The 17,724-nt window shown below is 68.5% G+C and carries 16 protein-coding genes; 2 read left to right on the top strand and 14 right to left on the bottom strand.

What is annotated here, in order from left to right; all coding sequences use genetic code 11:
* Positions 1-5: 5 nt before the first annotated feature.
* The 11 genes from JANGC3_RS0109815 to JANGC3_RS0109760 all read right to left on the bottom strand — a co-directional run bounded on the left by JANGC3_RS0109815 (position 6) and on the right by JANGC3_RS0109760 (position 11,850).
* A complete protein-coding gene (locus JANGC3_RS0109815; RefSeq protein ID WP_017876317.1) occupies positions 6-1,436 on the bottom strand; it encodes an aldehyde dehydrogenase family protein in 1,431 nt (476 codons plus the stop codon).
* Positions 1,437-1,631: 195 nt separating this feature from the next.
* On the bottom strand, positions 1,632-2,690 hold the full coding sequence (locus JANGC3_RS0109805) for a porin (RefSeq protein ID WP_017876315.1): 1,059 nt from the start codon (positions 2,688-2,690) through the stop codon (positions 1,632-1,634).
* A 112-nt stretch (positions 2,691-2,802) separates the two neighbouring features.
* A complete protein-coding gene (locus tag JANGC3_RS0109800) occupies positions 2,803-3,816 on the bottom strand; it encodes a TRAP transporter substrate-binding protein (RefSeq protein ID WP_017876314.1) in 1,014 nt (337 codons plus the stop codon).
* Positions 3,817-3,838: 22 nt separating this feature from the next.
* Positions 3,839-5,116, bottom strand: coding sequence for a TRAP transporter large permease (locus tag JANGC3_RS0109795; RefSeq protein ID WP_017876313.1), 1,278 nt, complete (start codon positions 5,114-5,116; stop codon positions 3,839-3,841).
* Complete coding sequence (locus tag JANGC3_RS0109790) at positions 5,113-5,646, bottom strand: TRAP transporter small permease (protein ID WP_017876312.1); 534 nt, start codon at positions 5,644-5,646, stop codon at positions 5,113-5,115. Before JANGC3_RS0109790 ends, JANGC3_RS0109795 begins: the two co-directional genes overlap by 4 nt.
* 60 nt (positions 5,647-5,706) lie before the next feature.
* Positions 5,707-6,240: a gluconokinase gene (locus JANGC3_RS0109785; RefSeq protein WP_017876311.1), complete on the bottom strand. Its 534-nt coding sequence runs from the start codon at positions 6,238-6,240 to the stop codon at positions 5,707-5,709.
* Between the two features lie 330 nt (positions 6,241-6,570).
* Complete coding sequence (locus JANGC3_RS0109780; protein WP_017876310.1) at positions 6,571-7,086, bottom strand: OmpA family protein; 516 nt, start codon at positions 7,084-7,086, stop codon at positions 6,571-6,573.
* The gene (locus JANGC3_RS0109775; RefSeq protein WP_017876309.1) at positions 7,086-8,351 is read right to left on the bottom strand and encodes a diguanylate cyclase domain-containing protein; all 1,266 of its coding nucleotides are present in this window, start codon (positions 8,349-8,351) and stop codon (positions 7,086-7,088) included. The genes JANGC3_RS0109780 and JANGC3_RS0109775 overlap by 1 nt, the downstream gene beginning before the upstream one ends.
* Positions 8,348-8,917 carry a YfiR family protein gene (locus tag JANGC3_RS33225; protein ID WP_017876308.1) on the bottom strand — a complete coding sequence of 190 codons (570 nt, stop codon included), beginning with the start codon at positions 8,915-8,917 and terminating at the stop codon, positions 8,348-8,350. Before JANGC3_RS33225 ends, JANGC3_RS0109775 begins: the two co-directional genes overlap by 4 nt.
* Positions 8,918-9,112: 195 nt before the next feature.
* Positions 9,113-10,141, bottom strand: a complete 1,029-nt coding sequence (locus JANGC3_RS0109765; RefSeq protein WP_017876307.1) for a LacI family DNA-binding transcriptional regulator — start codon at positions 10,139-10,141, stop codon at positions 9,113-9,115.
* Between the two features lie 68 nt (positions 10,142-10,209).
* Positions 10,210-11,850 carry a Na+/H+ antiporter gene (locus tag JANGC3_RS0109760; protein ID WP_017876306.1) on the bottom strand — a complete coding sequence of 547 codons (1,641 nt, stop codon included), beginning with the start codon at positions 11,848-11,850 and terminating at the stop codon, positions 10,210-10,212.
* A gap of 191 nt (positions 11,851-12,041) precedes the next feature.
* On the opposite strand from JANGC3_RS0109760, the gene JANGC3_RS33220 reads away from it, so the two are divergent.
* Together JANGC3_RS33220 and JANGC3_RS33215 are read left to right on the top strand one after the other, a co-directional pair.
* Positions 12,042-12,752 carry a phosphoribosyltransferase gene (locus JANGC3_RS33220; protein WP_051068373.1) on the top strand — a complete coding sequence of 237 codons (711 nt, stop codon included), beginning with the start codon at positions 12,042-12,044 and terminating at the stop codon, positions 12,750-12,752.
* 11 nt (positions 12,753-12,763) lie between these two features.
* Entirely contained in the window at positions 12,764-13,408 is a 645-nt protein-coding gene (locus JANGC3_RS33215) for a dienelactone hydrolase family protein (RefSeq protein WP_035788508.1), read from the top strand.
* 117 nt (positions 13,409-13,525) lie between these two features.
* Here the strand turns inward: JANGC3_RS33215 and JANGC3_RS0109745 are convergent, their stop codons facing one another.
* The 3 genes from JANGC3_RS0109745 to JANGC3_RS0109735 all read right to left on the bottom strand — a co-directional run bounded on the left by JANGC3_RS0109745 (position 13,526) and on the right by JANGC3_RS0109735 (position 17,667).
* A complete protein-coding gene (locus JANGC3_RS0109745) occupies positions 13,526-15,601 on the bottom strand; it encodes a TonB-dependent receptor family protein (protein ID WP_017876303.1) in 2,076 nt (691 codons plus the stop codon).
* A gap of 226 nt (positions 15,602-15,827) precedes the next feature.
* Positions 15,828-16,676 (bottom strand): S-formylglutathione hydrolase, encoded by an 849-nt coding sequence (gene fghA / locus JANGC3_RS0109740; protein WP_017876302.1) that lies wholly within the window; start codon positions 16,674-16,676, stop codon positions 15,828-15,830.
* Between the two features lie 133 nt (positions 16,677-16,809).
* Positions 16,810-17,667, bottom strand: coding sequence for an NAD-dependent protein deacetylase (locus tag JANGC3_RS0109735; RefSeq protein ID WP_026132788.1), 858 nt, complete (start codon positions 17,665-17,667; stop codon positions 16,810-16,812).
* Between the last annotated feature and the right edge of the window lie 57 nt (positions 17,668-17,724).

Here is a 17,724-nt window from a genome sequence, read left to right as displayed (position 1 = left end):
TCCGCCTACACCCCGCAATACGCGGTCTTGACGGTGGTGAAAAACTCGGCGGCGTAGTTGCCCTGTTCGCGCGCGCCGTAGCTGGAGCCTTTGCTGCCGCCGAACGGCACGTGGTAGTCGACGCCGGCGGTCGGCACGTTGACCATCACCATGCCGGCCTGGGCGGCGCGCTTGAAGTGGGTCGCGTATTTCAGCGAGCCGGTGCAGATCCCGCTCGACAGGCCGAATTCGCTGTCGTTGGCCATCGCCAGCGCGTGCTCGTAGTTGTCGGCGGGGATGACGCTGGCGACCGGGCCGAAGATTTCCTCGCGGCTGATGCGCATGTCGTTGCTGCACTCGGTAAACAGGGCGGGGCGCAGGTAGAAGCCGTTGGCGGCGCGCTCCAGGCGTTCGCCGCCGAAGGCCAGGTGGGCGCCCTCGTCGCGGCCGATCTGGATGTACGACAAATCCTGTTCCAGCTGGCTGGCGTCGACCACCGGGCCGATGTCGGTGCCGGCGTCCAGCGCGTGGCCGACCGACAGCGCCGCCAGTTTTTCCGTCACGGCGGCAACGAAGGCCGGGTAGATGCCTTTTTCGACGATCAGCCGGCTCGACGCGGTGCAGCGCTGGCCGGTCGAGTAGAACGAGCCTTGCACCGCGCAGTGGACGGCGCTGGCCAGGTCGGCGTCGTTGAGCACCACCAGCGGGTTCTTGCCGCCCATTTCAATTTGCACCTTGGCCATGCGGCCGATGGCGGCCTGGGCCACCTTGGCGCCGGTGGCGGCCGAGCCGGTGAAGCTGATGGCGTTGACGCGGCGGTCGTTCAGGAAGGCTAGTCCGACGACGCTGCCGCGCCCCATGACGAGGTTGAAGACGCCGTCCGGCAGGCCGGCGCGGCTGATGATGTCGGCCAGCGCCCAGGCGCTGCCGGGCACCAGCTCGGCCGGCTTGATCAGCACGCAGTTGCCGTAGGCCAGGGCCGGGGCGATTTTCCAGGCCGGGATGGCGATCGGGAAGTTCCACGGCGCGATGATGGCGACCACGCCGACCGGCTCGCGGGTGACTTCCACGTCCAGGTTGGGCCGCACCGAGGCCAGCTTGTCGCCGCGCAGGCGCAGGCATTCCTGGGCGAAAAACTTGAAGATGGCGCCGGCGCGGGCCGCCTCGCCGATGCCTTCGGGGCGGGTCTTGCCCTCCTCGCGCGACAGCAGGGTGCCGAGTTCCTCCTTGCGGGCCAGGATTTCGCTGCCGATCCTGTCGAGCGCGTCGGCGCGCATCTGGATGTTCGACAGCGCCCAGCCCGGCGCGGCGGCGGCGGCGGCGGCGATGGCCAGGGCGGCCTGCTGCGCGTCGGCCTGGGCGTAATGGCCGATGACGTCGCTGGTGTCGGAGGGATTGATGTTGGCCGCGGCCGAGGCGCCGTCGACCCAGGCGCCGTTGATGTAGTTTTGCTTCATGTGTTCTCGTCATCCAGGGTTGCGCCGTCGGCGACGGCGGACAGGGGATGGTGCCACAAGGCGGCGCTTGCAGCTAGTAAGAATGTCATGTTTTCCATGCCGAAATGCCGGCCACGCCAAAAAAAAGCGGCAAAGAGCCGGGGGCGGACCTTCAAGCCCGCCCCCGGTTTCACGCCCCTGGTGTTATGTCGGCTATTAGAAACGGTGGCGCAGTCCGGCCGTGAACTGCCGGTTGCCAGTGCCGGCCTCTTCGCTGTTGCCGGCCGTATAGGCGGCGCCGTTCCTGTTGCTGATGCGCGCGAACGAGCTGTACAGGTCGGTGCGCTTCGACAGCGCGTACATGTAGGCCAGCGCCATTTGGCGGGCGTCCTGGTTGAAGGCGGTCTTGTCGTTCTTGGCGACATAGCTGAGTACCAGCGTGCTGGCGCCGAACGGCGCCGTCATGGCCAGCAGCAGGGCGTTGCTGTCGGTCGAAGCCTTCGGCGCGGCGCCGCCGAACGAGGCGGCGGCGTTGTTCAGCGGCGAGCTGTTCAGGCCCTTGTCGCTGGCGTAGCCGAAATACGCCTTGGCCGGGCCGAAGTCATAGTTAGCGCCCAGCAAGATGTTCTTGGCGTTGCCGGTATTTTTCAGCACCTCGGTGTCGTTGTTGCGGTTGTGGTAGGCCAGGCGCACGTTGAGCGGCCCTTCGCTGTAGCCGAACGAGCCGCCCAGCGCGCGGCCGGCCGCGTTGTCGCCCGCCACTTCGCCGGCCGCGTACATAATGTCGCCGGAAAAGCCGTTCAGCGGCTTGCTGCGGTACAGCACCGAGTTGCGGGCCCGCACCCCGGTTGGCGCCATCAGGTTGTTCGAGCGGGCAATGCCGTTGCGCAGCGGGTCGACCACGGCGTTGAGCGTGGTGAAGTGCGGCGTGTCCTGCAAGCCCATGGTGACGGTGCCGAAGCCGCCGCGCAGGCCGACGATGGTGGCCCGGCCGAACAGGGTGTTGCCCTGGGTCGAGGTGCCCTTGTCGGCGCTGAAGCCGCCTTCGACGACGAACAGCGCGCTTAGGCCGCCGCCCAGGTCTTCGATGCCGCGCAAGCCCCAGCGGCTTTGGGTCGCCATGCCGCTGGTCACGCGGGTCGCGTCGCCGGCGACGCCGCCGCGGTCGTGCGAGACGCCGATGTCGACGACGCCGTAGACGGTGACGCCGCTTTGGGCCAGCGCGGCGCCGCTGCACAGGGCCAGGACTGCCAGTGCGGGAAGGGTTTGTTTCATCAATCTCTCCAGAAAAGTACTTATATAATGTGGATGCGGCTGTGTGCGCCGCTTGGGGTGTTTGCCGGATTTTTTCGGGTTAGCCGGCACGGCGTAACCCGACCAACGATGCTTAATTGCGCATTTTTTCCAGATTGGTCTGCAGGTCCTTGATCAAGGCAACGTGGCCGTCGCTGGCGAACTTTTGCATCGCGCCGCGACTGGTGTCGCGCATGCGTACCAGTTCCTTGTCGCTGACGACGTTCACTTGCATGCCTTTTTGTTTCAGGAACTCCAGCGCCTTGCCCGCGCTGTCGCGGCTGTCCTTGCGCTCGAAATCGCGCGCCGCCTCGGCCGAGGCTTGCAGCGCCTTCTTCTCGTCGGCGGACAGCTTGTCCCACCATTTTTTACTCACCAGCACGATCCAAGGACTGTACACGTGTTTTGTCAGCGACAAAAACTTCTGCACTTCATAGAACTTGCTCGACTGGATGGTGTTGACCGGGTTTTCCTGGCCGTCGACGGTGCCCGTTTCCAGCGCGGTGAACAGTTCCGAGAAGGCCAGCGGCACGGCGTTCGCGCCGAAGCTCTTGAACATGTCGATGTAGACCGGGTTTTGCATCACGCGCAGCTTGATGCCCTGCATGTCCTCCAGCTTCGTCACCGGGCGTTTCGAATTGGTCAGATTGCGGAAACCGTTTTCCCAGTAGACCAGGCCGACCAGGCCCTTGTCTTGCAGCTTGGCGTTGAGCGCCTGGCCGAACGGGCCGTCGAGGATGGCGTCGGCCTCGCGCTCGTTGCCGAAGACGAAGGGCAGGTCGTAGACGCCGAAGTCGCTGACGATGCCGACCAGGGTGGCCGTCGAGACCACCGTCATTTCCTGGGCGCCGCCGATCAGCGCGTTCTGCATTTGCGGGTCGCTGCCCAGGCTGGCGCTACCGAAGCTTTTCATCTTGAACTTGTTGCCGGTGCGCTTGGCCAGGTCCTCGGCGAGGAATTTGGCGGCGCGGCCCTGGTTGCTTTCCTCGGCCAGGCCGTAGCCGAAGCGGATGATGCGCGGCTGGTAGTCGGCGGCGGCGGCGACGCCGCTGGCGGCCAGGCCGGCGAAGGCGGAAAGCACGAACAGCGATGTGATAAGGTTTTTCATGAGGTCTCCAGTGTGTTGTTTTTTAGCGGAACCAGGTCATCGGTACGGTGATGATCCCGGGGAAGATGATGAATACAACGGTCAACAGCAAATACGTCAGCAGGAACGGCCAGATGCCCTTGGTCGCGCTTTCAAGCGAAATCTTGGCCACGCCGCAGACCACGTTGAGCACGGTGCACACCGGCGGATGGATCAGCCCGAGCGTGCCGACCAGCACGAACATGACGCCGAAATAGGTCGGGTCGATGCCGGCCTTGACCGCCAGCGGCATCAGTACCGGCCCCATCACCAGGATCGTCGGGGTCAGGTCCATCACGGTGCCGACCGCCAGCAACAGCAACATCACGGCGCCCATCAGCACGCGCGGGTGCGCCATCAGCGGGCCGAGGAATTCGGTCACCTGGCTCGGCAGGTCGGCCAGCGTCACCATGTACGACGACACCAGGGCGCCGGCGCACAGGAACATCACGGTGCTGGTGGTGCGCGAGGCGTCGACCAGCAGCTTGACCAGGTCGGCCAGCTTGATTTCGCGGTAGATGAACAGGCTGACGAACAGCGAGTACACCGCCGCCACCACGGCCGCCTCGGTTGGCGTGAAGATGCCGCCGCGCAAGCCGCCGAGGATGATCACCGGCAGCATCAAGGCCCACAGGCTGTCGACGAAGGCGCCGCGGCGCTGGGTCCAGGTGGCCTTCGGCTGCGGCGTGACGACCATCTTGCGCGCCAGGATGGTCCATACCACCACCAGCGAGACGCCCATCAGTATACCCGGCACGATGCCGGCCAGGAACAGGTTGCTGATCGAGGTGTTGGTGGTGACGCCAAAGATAATGAAAGGCATCGACGGCGGGATGATCGGGGCGATGATGCCGCCGGAGGCGATCAGGCCGGCCGCGCGCGGCACCGAGTAGCCGTGGTCGCGCATCATCGGGATCAACAGCGTGGCCAGCGCGGCGGTGTCGGCGATGGCCGAGCCCGACAGGCTGGCCAGCAGCACCGAGGCGGCGATCGCCACGTAGCCGAGGCCGCCGTTGATGTGGCCGACGAAGCTGACCGCCAGCGCGATGATGCGCTTGGAGATGCCGCCGGCGTTCATCAGCTCGCCGGCCAGGATGAAGAAGGGCACCGCCATCAGCGGGAAGTTGTCGGCGCCCGACAGCAGGTTTTGCGCCACCAGTTGGGCGTCGAAGAAGTCGAGGTGGACCATCAGGGCCACGCCGGTCATGATCAGGGCGAAGGCGATCGGCATGCCGAGCAGCATCAGGAACACCAGGGAACCGAGGAAGATGGCGAGCGTCATTTGGCGCTCCCGTGCAGCTCGGGATGGGCGAATTCGGCGACCGGGTCGCCCGGCACCGCCGCGCGCGGATGGTCGCTGACGATGCGCCACAGGTTGACGGCGACGATGACGATCATCGACACCGAGCAGACCAGGCCGGAGGCGGCCATAAAGGCGGTCGGGTAGCGCAGCACGGTCGAGTAGCTGTCCATGCCGATGACGGTCTGGGCCCTGCTGCCAGAGGCGAAAAGGTACAGGCCGTACAGCATCAGCAGGTGGCTGACGACGGCGCAGGCGCGGCGCAGCGGACGCGGCAGCTTGGCTTGCAGCATCGCCACGCCGAGGTGGCCGTGGTGGCGCAGCGCCAGGATAGCGCCGAGGAAGATCAGCCAGACGAACATCAGGCGCGCCACTTCCTCGGCGGCGGCGAAGCCGGAATTGAAGAGGTAGCGCATCAGGACGTTGCCAAAGACCAGGGCAACCATGATGGCGAGCGCGAGCGCCATCAAGTATTCAACGGTGCGCTCGAGGCGCAGGACCAGGTACTTCATTGTTATCTCCGTTTTGTTATTGTGGTTAATGGTTAATGGGTAATGGGTGACGGGTGGAACTCAGGACAGGGCGAAGTGCGCGGCGATGGCGCCGATCAGTTGTTCCGGCGACAGGCGGATATCCAGGCGCAGGCCGCGCTCGTCGCTGGCCAGCGCTTCCAGCGCGGCGAACTGGCTGTCGAGCAGCGACATCGGCATGTAGTGGTTTGGGCGGGCGTGCATGCGTTCGGCGATCAGCCCGCGCGGGCCGTCGAGGTGGACGAACAGCAGCGCCGGATCGGCCTGGCGCAGCAGGTCGCGGTAGCTGCGCTTGAGGGCCGAGCAGGACAGCACCAGGCCGGCGCCGGCGGCCGTCGCGTTGGCCAGCCGCGCCTGCAGCAACAGCAACCAGGCGCGCCGGTCGGCGTCGGTGAGGGGCGTGCCGGCGGCCATTTTGGCGATGTTGTCGGCGGTGTGGTCAGCGTCGCCCTCGGCGTAGGGGACGCCGAGGCGGGCCGCCAGCCGGGCGCCGATTTCGCTTTTGCCGCAACCGCTGACGCCCATCACCACCCAGCGGCGGTTTGACGCGATTGTCTTGTTGGAATGATTGTTCATGCGCTTCTTCAAATTGTCCGTGGAGGGGGCTTGTTGTCCTGTTTCGCGGTCCATGATAGCGCTAACATTGGAGGCTAGTCTACCCGCCTGGATTGATTTGTAAAGAACAATTGATGCTGCAGCGCGGAAAAATGCGAGGTGTTGTTGCGGGAGTACAGGGGCGGAAAAGACGGGGAGGGGTGGCGGCGGCAGTCGGTGACGCCTTTGTGTTAGGCGGCTTCGGCGCTGAAATAATACAAACCAAGGGTGCAACCTTGGGGGGGGCAGACCTTGAGGCCTGCCCCCGGCTCTTTGTTTTTGCCTGGTTTCAGCGTTGTCGGCCCGCTGACTTTACGGCGCGGTGACGATGACGGTGACGCGGCGGTTTTCGGCGCGGCCGTCGGCGCTGGCGTTGTTGGCCACCGGCTTGTTCTTGCCCATGCCGCGCACCAGGATGTTATCGCGCGCCAGGCCGCTCAGCGCCATCGCCTCGGCCACCGCCTTGGCGCGCGCCAGCGACAGCTTGTCGTTGTGGGCGGCGCTACCGCTGATGTCGGTGTGGCCCTCCACCTGCATGTGCTCGATGCCGACCTGGCGCAGCGCGCCGCTGATCTTGGCCACGCCGGCGCGGCTGGCCTGGGTCAGCACGGCGGCGTCGAGGTCGAACAACAGTTTGTCGGTGAAGCTCAGTTCCCAGCCGTCGTCGGTTTGCTTGAAGCCTTGTTCTTGCAGCGCGGCGATTTGTTGCGGGTTCAGGGTTGGCCTCGCCGGCGCCGCCGTGCGGCAGGCGCTCAGCGGCAGCAGCAGCGCCGCGGCGAGCAGGATCGGGCGCAGCGCGCCGGCGAGGTGGGACGGGCGGTCGGACATCAAGTGCTTTCTTCGTGGAGGTGGGTGAGCGGGCGCGCCAGCTGGCGCGAGCCGCGTTGCGCCTGTTTGGCGCGGTACATGGCCTCGTCGGCCGCGCCGAGCAGGGCGGCGGCGTCGTCGGCGTGGTCGGGGTAGACTGCCACGCCGATCGACAGCGAGCTGACGATGCCGGCGCCGTCCGGCAAGGCGATCGGCGCGCGCATCGCGTCGATGATCATGTCGGCGATGTGCTCGGCGTCGGCGCCGCTGCGCAGCGGGCGCAGCAGGATGGCGAACTCGTCGCCGCCCAGCCGCGCCACCAGGTCGCCGTCGCGCAACTGGCGCTTGATGCGCGCCGCCGTCGCCACCAGCACGGCGTCGCCGGCGGCGTGGCCGTGGTTGTCGTTGATGTGCTTGAAGCGGTCGCTGTCGAGGAACAGCACGGCGACCCGGCCGCCCGTCAGGCGCGCCTCGGCGACGCCGCGCTGCAGCTCGGCCTCCAGCTGCGCGCGGTTCGACAGGCCGGTCAGGCTGTCGTGGTTGGCGCGGTGCGACAGCGTCGCGTGTTCCCGTTGCTGGTGGCTTTGCCAGGCTTCCAGTTCGTCGAGCAGGGCGTTGAAGTCGTCGTTGATCTGGTTGATTTCGGCGATCTCGGCCGGCGGCACGCGCAAGCCGAACGCGCGCTCGCGCCGCACCCGGTGGGCGGTGTCGGCCAGTGTGCGCAGCGGCCCGGTCAGGTTGGCCTCCATGCGCCGCGACAGGCGCACCGCCACAACAATGCTCAGCGCCAGGCAGCCGAGCACGCAGGCCAGCCCGCTGGCGAGAAATTGCAGCAGGCCGCGGCTGTGCGGCACCAGCCGGATGCTGCCGATGGTGGCGTCGGCGTGCTGGATCGGGAAGGTCAGCGCGGCCGGCATGATCCAGCCGGTGACGGCGTGTTCCAGCCGGTAGCGGGCGCCGCCGCGCGGGCGCTGCCATTGCGCCAGCAGCTTGCCGCCGGCGTCGCTGACCTGGGCCTGGTCGATGTCCTCGTTGACGCCGATCAGCGCCAGCGCCTCCTGCGCGGCGAGCGGGTCGTTGAAGACCACCGCCGCCTCGACCGTGTAGCTCATCGAGCGCGCCACCAGGCGCAGGTTCTGGCCGGAATACACGCGCATGGCCACCAGGCTGGCGGCGGTCAGCGTCAGCCCGGCCGTGACGACGGCGATCAGCGACACGCTCAGGTGGGCCCGGCGCAACACGCTGTCGAGCGTGGCGCGGTGCGGCCCTTGGCGCGGGCGCGTCATGGTTGCGGCGAACGTCTGGCGATGCGCAGGGCGTTCGGGTGCACCCGCAAGCCGCTGCGGGCGATGGCGTCGAGGTTGACGTCGAAGGTGACTTGGGCGTCGCGCAATTTCAGGCAAAACATAGTGGCTACGGAGCACGGAACGATGGGCTCGCTGATGGCGAGGATGGGGCGGCCGATGATCTGGGCGTAGAGTTTGTCGCGCTCGGCGTCGGCGACGCTGCCGATGTAGAGCACCTGGCATTGCTCCGGCGTGGGGGCGGCGGCGCCGGCGGCCAGGCGCAGGTTGCGGCTGCGCGGCTGCGCGCCGGCGGCCGGGGCGTCGAGCAGGGCGTCGGCGTATTTGGTGTCGCCGGCCAGGCAGATGTGCAACTCGGCGTGCGGCGCCGGCCAGCGCACGTAGCTGATGATGCCCCATACCACCTGCGCCACCTCGGCGGCGCGTTTCGGCTCGGCCGCGGCGTTCTCGGCACGGGCGGCGGCGCCGGCCAGGCCCAGCGCGCACAGGGCCGGCAGCAGGTAGCGGGCCAGGCGGCGCCTGCGCTCGGCGGGGGCCGGTGTGGGCATGTCAAAACGCGGCGAAGAATGCACGGCGGCCTCAAAAATCGGTAGATCGGGTGACGTCGTCGGATGCCGTCGCCGGCGCGCGTCGCGGGCAGGCTCGACTGTACGGAAATGTGTAGCAAAAGTAAATTGACTTGTTAATTTGCATTACTTTTTCATTACGCCAAGGGCCTGGTATTTCGCGCGCAAGGGGATCGTTCAGGCGCTCTCGCGCGCCATCAGCGTGAAGCCGAGGTCGATGCGGGTGGCCGCCGGCGTGTCGCCTTTGATGACGGCGCGCAGCAGCGTCGCCGCCTCGAAGCCGATGCGGTAGCGCGGCGTGCCGATGGTCGTCACCGACGGGTTCATCCAGGCCGACGCCGGCAGGTCGTTGAAGCCGCAGATCGCCAGTTGCCGCGGCACCGCGATGCCGCGCCGCTGGCATTGGTAGATCGCGCCGTGCGCCAGGTCGTCGTTGCAGCAAAAGATCGCGTCGCAATCGGGCACGCTGGCGAGCATGCGCCCCAGCAGGTCGGCGCCCAGCGCGATGGTCGACGGGTCGTCGACCATCAGCTCCAGGCGCGGGTCGGCCAGGCCGGCCGCCGCCATCGCCGCGCGGTAGCCCTCGGCGCGCTTGAGCGTGCGTTCGTCGCGCTGGGCGCCGAGGAAGGCGATGCGGCGGTGGCCCTTGTCGATCAGATACTGCGTCATCGTGTGGCCGGCCTGCTGCTGCGAGAAGCCGACCGACAGTTGCGCCGGCTCGCTGGCCAGGTCCATCATCGAGACCACCGGTACCTGCGACGTGGCCAGCATCTGCCGCACCCGCGCGCTGTGGCTCAGGCCCGACAGCAGGATGCCGTCCGGGTTCGATTGCAGGTAGATGCCGAGCAGCTTTTCCTCCTCGGCGTCGGAGTAGCGCGTGTTGCCGATCAGGATCTGGTAGTTGTCGGCGTCGAGCGCGTCCTGGATGCCGGCCAGCACCGCCGTGAAGACGGCGTTCGACAGCGACGGCACCAGCACCACGATGACGTTCGAGTGCGCCGAGGCGAGCGCGCGCGCGGCCCGGTTCGGCACGTAAGCGAGTTCGGCCACCGCCTGTTCGACGCGCGCGCGCAGCGCCGCCGAGACCATGTCGGGCTGGCTGATGGCGCGCGAGGCCGTCATCGTCGCCACGCCGGCGTGCGCCGCCACCTCGGCCAGGGTTACGCGGCCGCTGGCGCGGCTCTTGCCGTTCGAAGTCTTTGTCATGGTCTGTTGGGTGTCGTTGGTAACGGTATCATACTGGAGGCCGGGGCGCCGTGCGCGGCGGCGCCCGCTTAATGTTCCAGCGTCGCCTCGAGCAGGTCGATTTCGCGCAGCAGGCGCAGGTGGATGTCGTCGTCGAGTTCGCCCGACAGGCGCCGGCGGTACAGCTCGTCGCGCTCGGCGCCCAGCGCCTGCCGGTGCAGGCTGCGCTCGGCCTTGGCCAGCCGGCGCATTTGCGCGGCGGCGTCGCCGTTGCCCTCGCCGCAGGCCACGCGGCGGCGGTAGGCTTCGATCAACAGCGTGGCCGCCTCGGCGTGCACGGCCTTGTCCGGGTCGGCGGCGGCCTGGCCGGCGCAGGCTCGCTCGAGCGCGCGGATGGCCGCCTCGCCGGCGGCGACGCGGGCGATGCGCTCCTCGCTGGCGCGGCGCGGCGGCGGCGCGAACACCAGGGCGCGCGTCAGCAGCGGCAGGGCGACGCTGGCCAGCAGCAGCGACAGCAGGATCACCCCCATCGCCAGGAAGATCACCAGGTCGCGCGCCGGGAAGCGGCTGCCGTCGGGCATCAGCAGCGGCAGCGTCAGGATGCCGGCCAGCGTCAGCGCGCCGCGCACGCCGGCCAGCGAGGCCACCATCAGCAGGCGCAGGCTGGGCCGGCGGCGCGCGCCGGCGGCGCCGCCGTGGGTGCGGAATAGCGTGAGTTTCATCGACACGCCGACCCAGAAGAAGCGCAGGAAGGTCAGCGCGACGGTCAGCACGACGACGTACAGCGGCAGCTTCCAGGCGCTGCCGACGCCGACGTCGGCGGCCGCCGCCGGCAGGCTGGCGATGGTGGCCGGCAATTGCGCGCCGAGCATGACGAAGATCACGCCGTTGAGCACCAGTTGCACGGTGTCCCAGACGGCGCCGCGCTGCATGCGCGTGGCCGCCAGCGGCCGGCCGATCAAGTCGGCGTAATGCATCGACACGCCGGCCGCGGCGGCGGCCAGGATGCCGGAGCCGTGGATGGCCTCGGCGCCCAGGTAGGCGGCGAAGGGGATCAGCAGGCTGATGAGGATTTGCAGGCCCGGCTCCTCGCCGACCTTGCTGACCAGCCAGCGGTTGACAAAGCCGACGCCCCAGGCGATCGCCAGGCCGACCAGGACGCCGCCGCCGGCGGCCTGGACGAAGCTGAGCGCCGCCGTCTGCACCGAGAAGGTGCCGGTCAGCGCGGCGCCGACGGCGAAGCTGAAGCAGACCAGGCCGGAGGCGTCGTTGAGCAGCGATTCGCCCTCGAGGATGTGCATCAGGCGCGGCGGCACCGGGTTGCCGCGGGCGATGGCCGAGACCGCCACCGGGTCGGTCGGCGACAGGATCGCGCCGAGCGCGAAGCCGACCGCCAACGGCACCGCCGGTATCAGCCAGTCGATCAGCACGCCCATGCCGAGCACGGTAAATAGCACCAGGCCGATGGCCAGCAACAGGATCGGCCCGGCGTCGCTGAAGAAGGCGCCCTTGGGGATGCGCCAGCCGTCCAGGAACAGCAGCGGTGGAATGAAGAGCAGGAAAAAGATCTGCGGGTCGAGCGGTAACTGCATGCCGAACAGCGCGGCCAGGCCGGTGCCGGCGGCGATCTGGATCAGCGGCAGCGGCACGCTGACCCAGCGCAGGCGCGCCGTGAAGCCGCACAGCACGACGGTCAGCACCAGGATCAGGATGATTGTGACGGTATGCATGGGTGGCGGATCGAAGCGGCTGCCTCTTAACTTTAGGGAAACAAATTATACGGTGCGGCGTGCCCGCCGCGCCAGTGCGGCGCGGCGTTTGCGCTGGCGCAGTGGCGGCGCGCCCGCCGGCGCAACCCGCGCGCCGCCGGGCGGTCAAACCCGTGATGGCGACGGCAAGCGACGAGGGGGGAGGCGGCGGCATGGCCAGGGCAAGACTGAAGCGCTTCAAGGACCGCGAGCAGGCCGGCGCCTTGCTGGCGAAGCGGCTGGCGCGCTACGCGGGGCGGGCCGACGCCATCGTGCTGGCGCTGCCGCGCGGCGGCGTGCCGGTGGGCGCGGCGGTGGCCGCCGCGCTGGGCGTCGAAGTCGACATCCTGGTGGTGCGCAAGCTCGGCTTGCCCTTGCGCGAGGAACTGGCGATGGGGGCGGTCGCCAGCGGCGGCCTGCGCGTGCTGCAGGACGACGTGCTGCGCGCCTTCCCCGTGCCGGACGCGCTGATCGAGGCGGCCACGCGGCACGCGCTGCGCGAGATCGTCCGGCGCGAGCTGCGCTACCGGCGCGGCCGGCCGGCGCCGGCCTTGGCCGGGCGTATCGTCATCGTCGTCGACGACGGCGTGGCGACGGGCGCGACCATGCGCGCTGCGGTACAATTGGTACGCCAGGCGCATCCGGCACGGCTGGTCGTTGCGGTGCCGGTGTGCGCGCGGGAGGCGCGGGAGCAATTGGGGGCGCTGGTTGATGAATGCATCTGCCTGAGCGTGCCGCAGCCATTCGGGGCCGTCGGTGCATGGTATGGCAACTTCGAGCAAATCAGCGACGCGGAGGTGGAAACCATGCTGCGGGATTGCTGGCGCGACGCGCCGGCCGACTCCGCGGCGCCGGGGCGGCGCAAGCGCGGCCCTGGGAACTGACGGGGGCGGCGATGGAAGAGCAATTGGTCAGTATCGAGGTGGACGGGGTGCGCTTGGCGGGCGTGCTGGGACTGCCGGTCAAGGCGATGGGCGTGGTGTTGTTCGCGCACGGCACCGGCAGCGGCCGCCTGAGTCCGCGCAACAACGAGGTCGCCTGCGCGCTGCAGCGGGCGGGCATGGCGACGCTGCTGCTCGACCTGCTCAATCCGCAAGAGGAAAAGGACTTCTACACCCGCTTCGACGTCACGCTGCTGACGCAACGGCTGGGCAAGGCGGCCGACTGGCTGGGCGGGCACGACGACGCGCGCGGTTTGCAGCTGGGCCTGTTCGGCGCCAGCACCGGCGCGGCGGCGGCGCTGCAACTGGCGGCCTGGCGCGGCGCCGACATCGCCGCCGTGGTGTCGCGCGGCGGCCGTCCCGATTTGGCCGGGCGGCCGGCGCTGGAGGCGGTGAAGGCGCCGACGCTGCTCATCGTCGGCGGCCTCGACAACGACGTCATCAGCCTGAACCGCATGGCCTTCGGCGCGCTGCACTGCGACAAACAACTCGAAGTGATCAACGGCGCCACCCACCTGTTCGAGGAGCCGGGCGCGCTGCGCGAGGTCGCCGCGCTGGCCACAAGCTGGTTCACGCGGCAATTCGCCGGCAAGGCCTAGGCGCGCCGGCGACGCGTGCAAAACCAGCGACAAAGAGCCGGGTCCGACCCCCGGGGGGGGCGGCGGTGGTTTGATTGCGCCGGGCGGCCCGCCGGCGCTTGGCAGCCGCCCCCCCCCTTAAAACTTGCTCAGCAACTGCACGTACACCATGCGCGGCGCGCCCACCATCTGGCCCTTGTTGGTATCGGTGGTGCGGGTGAAGTAACGCTTGTCGTTCACATTGTTCACGCCCAGTTGCCATTCCAGCGCCGGCGTGCCGGCGAACTTGCGGCTGATCTGGGTCTGCCACAGCCGGTAGCCGGGAATGACACCGGTCGAGCCGTCGGCGCTGGCGGCCACGGTGTTCAGCTCGTCGCCGAACTGCCGCGACTGGTGCGTCGTCGACAGCTTGACGGTCCAGCCGCCCAGCGCGTAGCGCAGGCCCAGCGTGTCGGTGGTGCGCGAATAGTAGGGCAGGTCGTTGCCGGCGTTGGCGCCGGCCTCGATGGTGGCCTTGGTGTAGGCGTAGGTGGCGTAGGCGTTCAAGCCGGCCAGCGCGCCGGCCCGGCCGAAGGTGTAGTCGACGCTGGTCTCCAGGCCGCGGTGGTGGGTCTTGCCCAGGTTCAGGTAATACTTCTCGGTGGCCTGGTACTGAAACTGGTTGTCAAAGCGCATGTCGAACACGGTTGCCTCGGCCTTCCAGTCCTTGCGGTTCAGGCGCGCGCCCAGTTCGACGGTCTTGGCCAGCTCCGGGCGCAGCGATTTCCCCGACGGGCTCAGGTTCAAGTGCGCATGCTGGATGCTGCCGAACGAGGTGTTGTAATTGCCGAACAGCGTCACCTGCTTGCTGAGCAGATAGGCCACGTTCAACACCGGCAGGGCCTTGCTGGCGCCGACTTCCTCGCTGGCGCCGGTCAGCAGATCGACCCGGCCCATCTTGATGTCCTCGACGCGCAGGCCCGGCGTGACGCGCCATTTGCCCAGGTGAATCTGGTCGTCGACATAGGCGGCGTGCGCGTCGGTGCTGTTGTCGGAGCGCCGCGTCACGGTCTCGATATTGGTTTTCAGCACGCGCGTGCTACTGCTTTCGTCGGCGCGCTCGCGCAGGTAGCGGTAGCCCAGCGTGACGTCGTGGCGCATGCCGCCCAGTTGCAGGCTGTGCGTATAGCGCGGCTCGATGCCGTTAACGTCGTAGTTGCGCGGCTGGGTGGCGACGCTCTTGGCGTCGGCGTCGGCCTTGTCGGCCAGCACGCTGGCGCGCAAGCTCTGGTGGTAGAAGGCGCGCACCTCGAACTCCTGCGTGGCCGACAGGGCGTTGACGTAGCCGACGTCGACGCCGTTGCGGCGCCCGCTCCAGGCGTCGTGGCTGCGCACCGACTGGAACGGATCGGCGGCGTATTGCGCCGTCGTCAGGCCGCCGGGGATGGCCGATGCCGCCTCGTAGTGGCTCAACTTGCCGTAGACCTCGGCGCTGGGGCTCAGTTCGTAGCGCCATTTCAGCGCCAGGTCGTCGACCTGCTCGTCGCTGTGCGGGCGCCAGGCGCTGCCCCGGGTGGCCGAATACAGCAGGGCCAGGCCGAGGCCGGCCTCGTTGCGTCCGCCGACGAAGGCGCTGTACTGGCGGCTGCCGCCGCCTTCGGCGTAGCTATTGTAGCGTACGCTGGCGTCGGCCGCCAGGGCCTGGTCGGGGATGGCGCGGGTCTTGAAATCGATGACGCCGCCGACGTTTTGCGGGCCGTAGCGCACCGCCGCGCCGCCGCGCACGACGTCGACCGACTCGACGTTGTTCAGGCTGACCGGCGCGAACGACAGGTGCGGCTGGCCGTACGGCGCCACGGCCATCGGCAAGCCGTCGAGCAGTACGGTCGAGCGCGGCGAATAGCGCCCCTCCAGGCCGCGCACGCCGATATTCAGGGAAATCGAGCTGCCGCCACTGGACGAGTTATCGGTTACCTGCACGCCCGGCACGCGCCGCATGACGTCGCCGATATTGCTGGCGCCGGAGTCGGAAATCGCTTCGCGCTCGACCAGGGTGCGCGCGCCGGCGAAATTCTTGACCTTGTTTTGCAGGCCGGAACCCAGCCAGTTGCCGTTGATCTGGACCGTTTCCATCGCCGCGTCGGGCGTCGGCGCGGCGCCCTGGGCGGACGCGTTCATCGCGGCCAGCATGGCGCAGGCGGTGGCGGTCAAGGTGTTGCGGGGAAGCTGTTTCATGGGTGGCTCTTTCGGTTGCTGTCGATGCGCTCAATACGAATCAAATGATAATCATTCTCATTTTAACATTGGGCGTATCTCCAGGGCAAGGCGCGGCCGTGCCGTGGCGGTAACAGCAAGAGTGCAGGGCATGCTGGCGCAAAGCGACGGTGCCGCGAACGTCAAGCAAAACCAGCGGCGCACGCGCGGGCTTGATGTCGGCGTTGGCGGCACGCCAACTCGGCGTTTAGTTGGCGCCGTTCAAGGACTTGGCGTGGAAGCGCAGGTGCTCGTCGACAAAGGTCGAGATGAAGTAGTAGCCGTGGTCGTAGCCGGCGTGGCGGCGCAGTTGCAGCGGCTGGCCGGCGGCGCGGCAGGCCGCTTCGAAGACGTCCGGGTACAACTGCTCGGCCAGGAATTTGTCGCCCAGCCCCTGGTCGATCAAGATGCCGCCGGGGAAGGGCGCGCGCAAGCCCGCCATCAGCGCGCTGGCGTCGTATTGCGCCCAGTTGGCCTCGTCGGCGCCGAGGTAGCCGTTAAAGGCCTTCTTGCCCCACGGGCACAAGGTCGGCGCGGCAATCGGGGCGAACGCCGACACCGAGCGGAACAGCGTCGGATTGCGCAGCGCCAGCGTTAGCGCGCCGTGACCGCCCATCGAGTGGCCGAAAATGCCGACCTTGCCGGGATCGACCGGCAGTTCGCGCAGCACCAGTTCGCGCAATTCGAGGATGTAGCTGTACATCTTGTAGTGCCGGTCCCACGGCGCCTCGGTGGCGTCGACGTAGAAGCCGGCGCCGACGCCGAAGTCCCAGCTGTCGGCCTCGCCGGGCACGGCCGCGCCGCGCGGGCTGGTGTCGGGCGTGATCAAGATCATGCCCTCGCTGGCGGCGGCCCGTTGCGCGCCGCCCTTGGCCATAAAGGTTTCTTCCGTACAGGTCAGACCGGCCAGGTAGAACAGCGCCGGCAAGCTGGCGCCGGCGGGCGCGCCCGGCAGGTAGACCGAAAAGCGCATCGGCAAGCCGACCGCGCTGGAATCGTGGCGGTAAAAACGCTGCACGCCGCCAAAACAGGCGTGTTCACTGAGCAATTCGAGCATGCTTTCTCCTATCGAATCCGACAGTATAGCCAGAGTGGCGCTGCGGTGGCCGGCGCTGAATTGCGCTTAAGACCCGCGCCCGGCTCGACGCGACGCTGAGCGCGGCGCCTTGCCGCCGGCCAGATAGGCCGGCCTAGGCCGGGGCGAGGCGCTGGACCAGCGCGGGCAGCACCTGCTCGGCCGGCGCCTCGGTCTTGAAAGACAGCAAATGGTCGGCGCGCGTCATGCCCAGATTGATGGCGGCGACGGGCCTCCCGGCGGCGGCCGCCATCCTGCACAGGCGAAAGCTCGAAAACACCATCACCGACGAACCGACCACCAGCAGCGCGTCGGCGCGCGCCAGCGCCTGCTCGGCGGCGGCGCTGCACGCCGGCGCCACGCCGTCGCCGAAAAACACCACGTCCGGCTTCAGCGTGCCGCCGCAACGGGCGCACCGCGGCGCCCGGAAATCGGCCAGGCAGGCCGGCTCCAGATGGGCGTCGCCGTCGGGCGCCGGCAGCGCCACCGCGCCGGCCATGGACGGATTGTCGTTCTCCAGCTGCGCCTGCACCAGGCGGCGCGTGAAGCGCGCGCCGCAATCGAGGCAGAGCACGGCGTGGATACTGCCGTGCAGTTCGACGAGGTCGGCGCTGCCGGCGCGCTGGTGCAAACCGTCGACGTTTTGCGTCACCAGGCCTGCCAGGCGGCCGTCCGCCTGCAGCGCGGCGATGGCGCGATGGCCGGCGTTCGGCGCGGCCGCCGCCAGCGTCGGCCAGCCCGCCATGCTACGCGCCCAATAGCGCCGCCGCACCGCCTCGTCGCGGCGGAATTCCGGCCCCTGCACCGGCGCGTTGCCGCGCCGCGCGCCGCTGCGGTCGCGGTAATCGGGAATGCCGGAAGCCGTGCTGAGACCGGCGCCGGTGAGCACCAGCACCTTTGGATAGCGGGCGAACAAGTCGACCAATTCGCCGGCGCAAGCTGCCGCCATCTGCGGCGTCATGGCGGCACTCATGGGGCGCCTCCTTCGGGCGCTGGCGCGGCCAGCACGCCGGATGTGGCGGCCAGTGCG

Origin of the sequence: Janthinobacterium sp. CG3 (assembly GCF_000344615.1) — a bacterium.
Lineage (GTDB): Bacteria > Pseudomonadota > Gammaproteobacteria > Burkholderiales > Burkholderiaceae_D > Janthinobacterium.
This window is presented reverse-complemented; position numbering and strand designations above follow the sequence as displayed.

Excerpts from the sequence above, each read along its gene's own strand:
- JANGC3_RS0109815 (WP_017876317.1), bottom strand. The coding sequence starts at position 1,436 with ATGAAGCAAAACTACATCAACGGCGCCTGGGTCGACGGCGCCTCGGCC.
- JANGC3_RS0109805 (WP_017876315.1), bottom strand. The coding sequence starts at position 2,690 with ATGAAACAAACCCTTCCCGCACTGGCAGTCCTGGCCCTGTGCAGCGGC.
- JANGC3_RS0109800 (WP_017876314.1), bottom strand. The coding sequence starts at position 3,816 with ATGAAAAACCTTATCACATCGCTGTTCGTGCTTTCCGCCTTCGCCGGC.
- JANGC3_RS0109795 (WP_017876313.1), bottom strand. The coding sequence starts at position 5,116 with ATGACGCTCGCCATCTTCCTCGGTTCCCTGGTGTTCCTGATGCTGCTC.
- JANGC3_RS0109790 (WP_017876312.1), bottom strand. The coding sequence starts at position 5,646 with ATGAAGTACCTGGTCCTGCGCCTCGAGCGCACCGTTGAATACTTGATG.
- JANGC3_RS0109785 (WP_017876311.1), bottom strand. The coding sequence starts at position 6,240 with ATGAACAATCATTCCAACAAGACAATCGCGTCAAACCGCCGCTGGGTG.
- JANGC3_RS0109780 (WP_017876310.1), bottom strand. The coding sequence starts at position 7,086 with ATGTCCGACCGCCCGTCCCACCTCGCCGGCGCGCTGCGCCCGATCCTG.
- JANGC3_RS0109775 (WP_017876309.1), bottom strand. The coding sequence starts at position 8,351 with ATGACGCGCCCGCGCCAAGGGCCGCACCGCGCCACGCTCGACAGCGTG.
- JANGC3_RS33225 (WP_017876308.1), bottom strand. The coding sequence starts at position 8,917 with ATGCCCACACCGGCCCCCGCCGAGCGCAGGCGCCGCCTGGCCCGCTAC.
- JANGC3_RS0109765 (WP_017876307.1), bottom strand. The coding sequence starts at position 10,141 with ATGACAAAGACTTCGAACGGCAAGAGCCGCGCCAGCGGCCGCGTAACC.
- JANGC3_RS0109760 (WP_017876306.1), bottom strand. The coding sequence starts at position 11,850 with ATGCATACCGTCACAATCATCCTGATCCTGGTGCTGACCGTCGTGCTG.
- JANGC3_RS33220 (WP_051068373.1), top strand. The coding sequence starts at position 12,042 with ATGGCCAGGGCAAGACTGAAGCGCTTCAAGGACCGCGAGCAGGCCGGC.
- JANGC3_RS33215 (WP_035788508.1), top strand. The coding sequence starts at position 12,764 with ATGGAAGAGCAATTGGTCAGTATCGAGGTGGACGGGGTGCGCTTGGCG.
- JANGC3_RS0109745 (WP_017876303.1), bottom strand. The coding sequence starts at position 15,601 with ATGAAACAGCTTCCCCGCAACACCTTGACCGCCACCGCCTGCGCCATG.
- fghA (WP_017876302.1), bottom strand. The coding sequence starts at position 16,676 with ATGCTCGAATTGCTCAGTGAACACGCCTGTTTTGGCGGCGTGCAGCGT.
- JANGC3_RS0109735 (WP_026132788.1), bottom strand. The coding sequence starts at position 17,667 with ATGAGTGCCGCCATGACGCCGCAGATGGCGGCAGCTTGCGCCGGCGAA.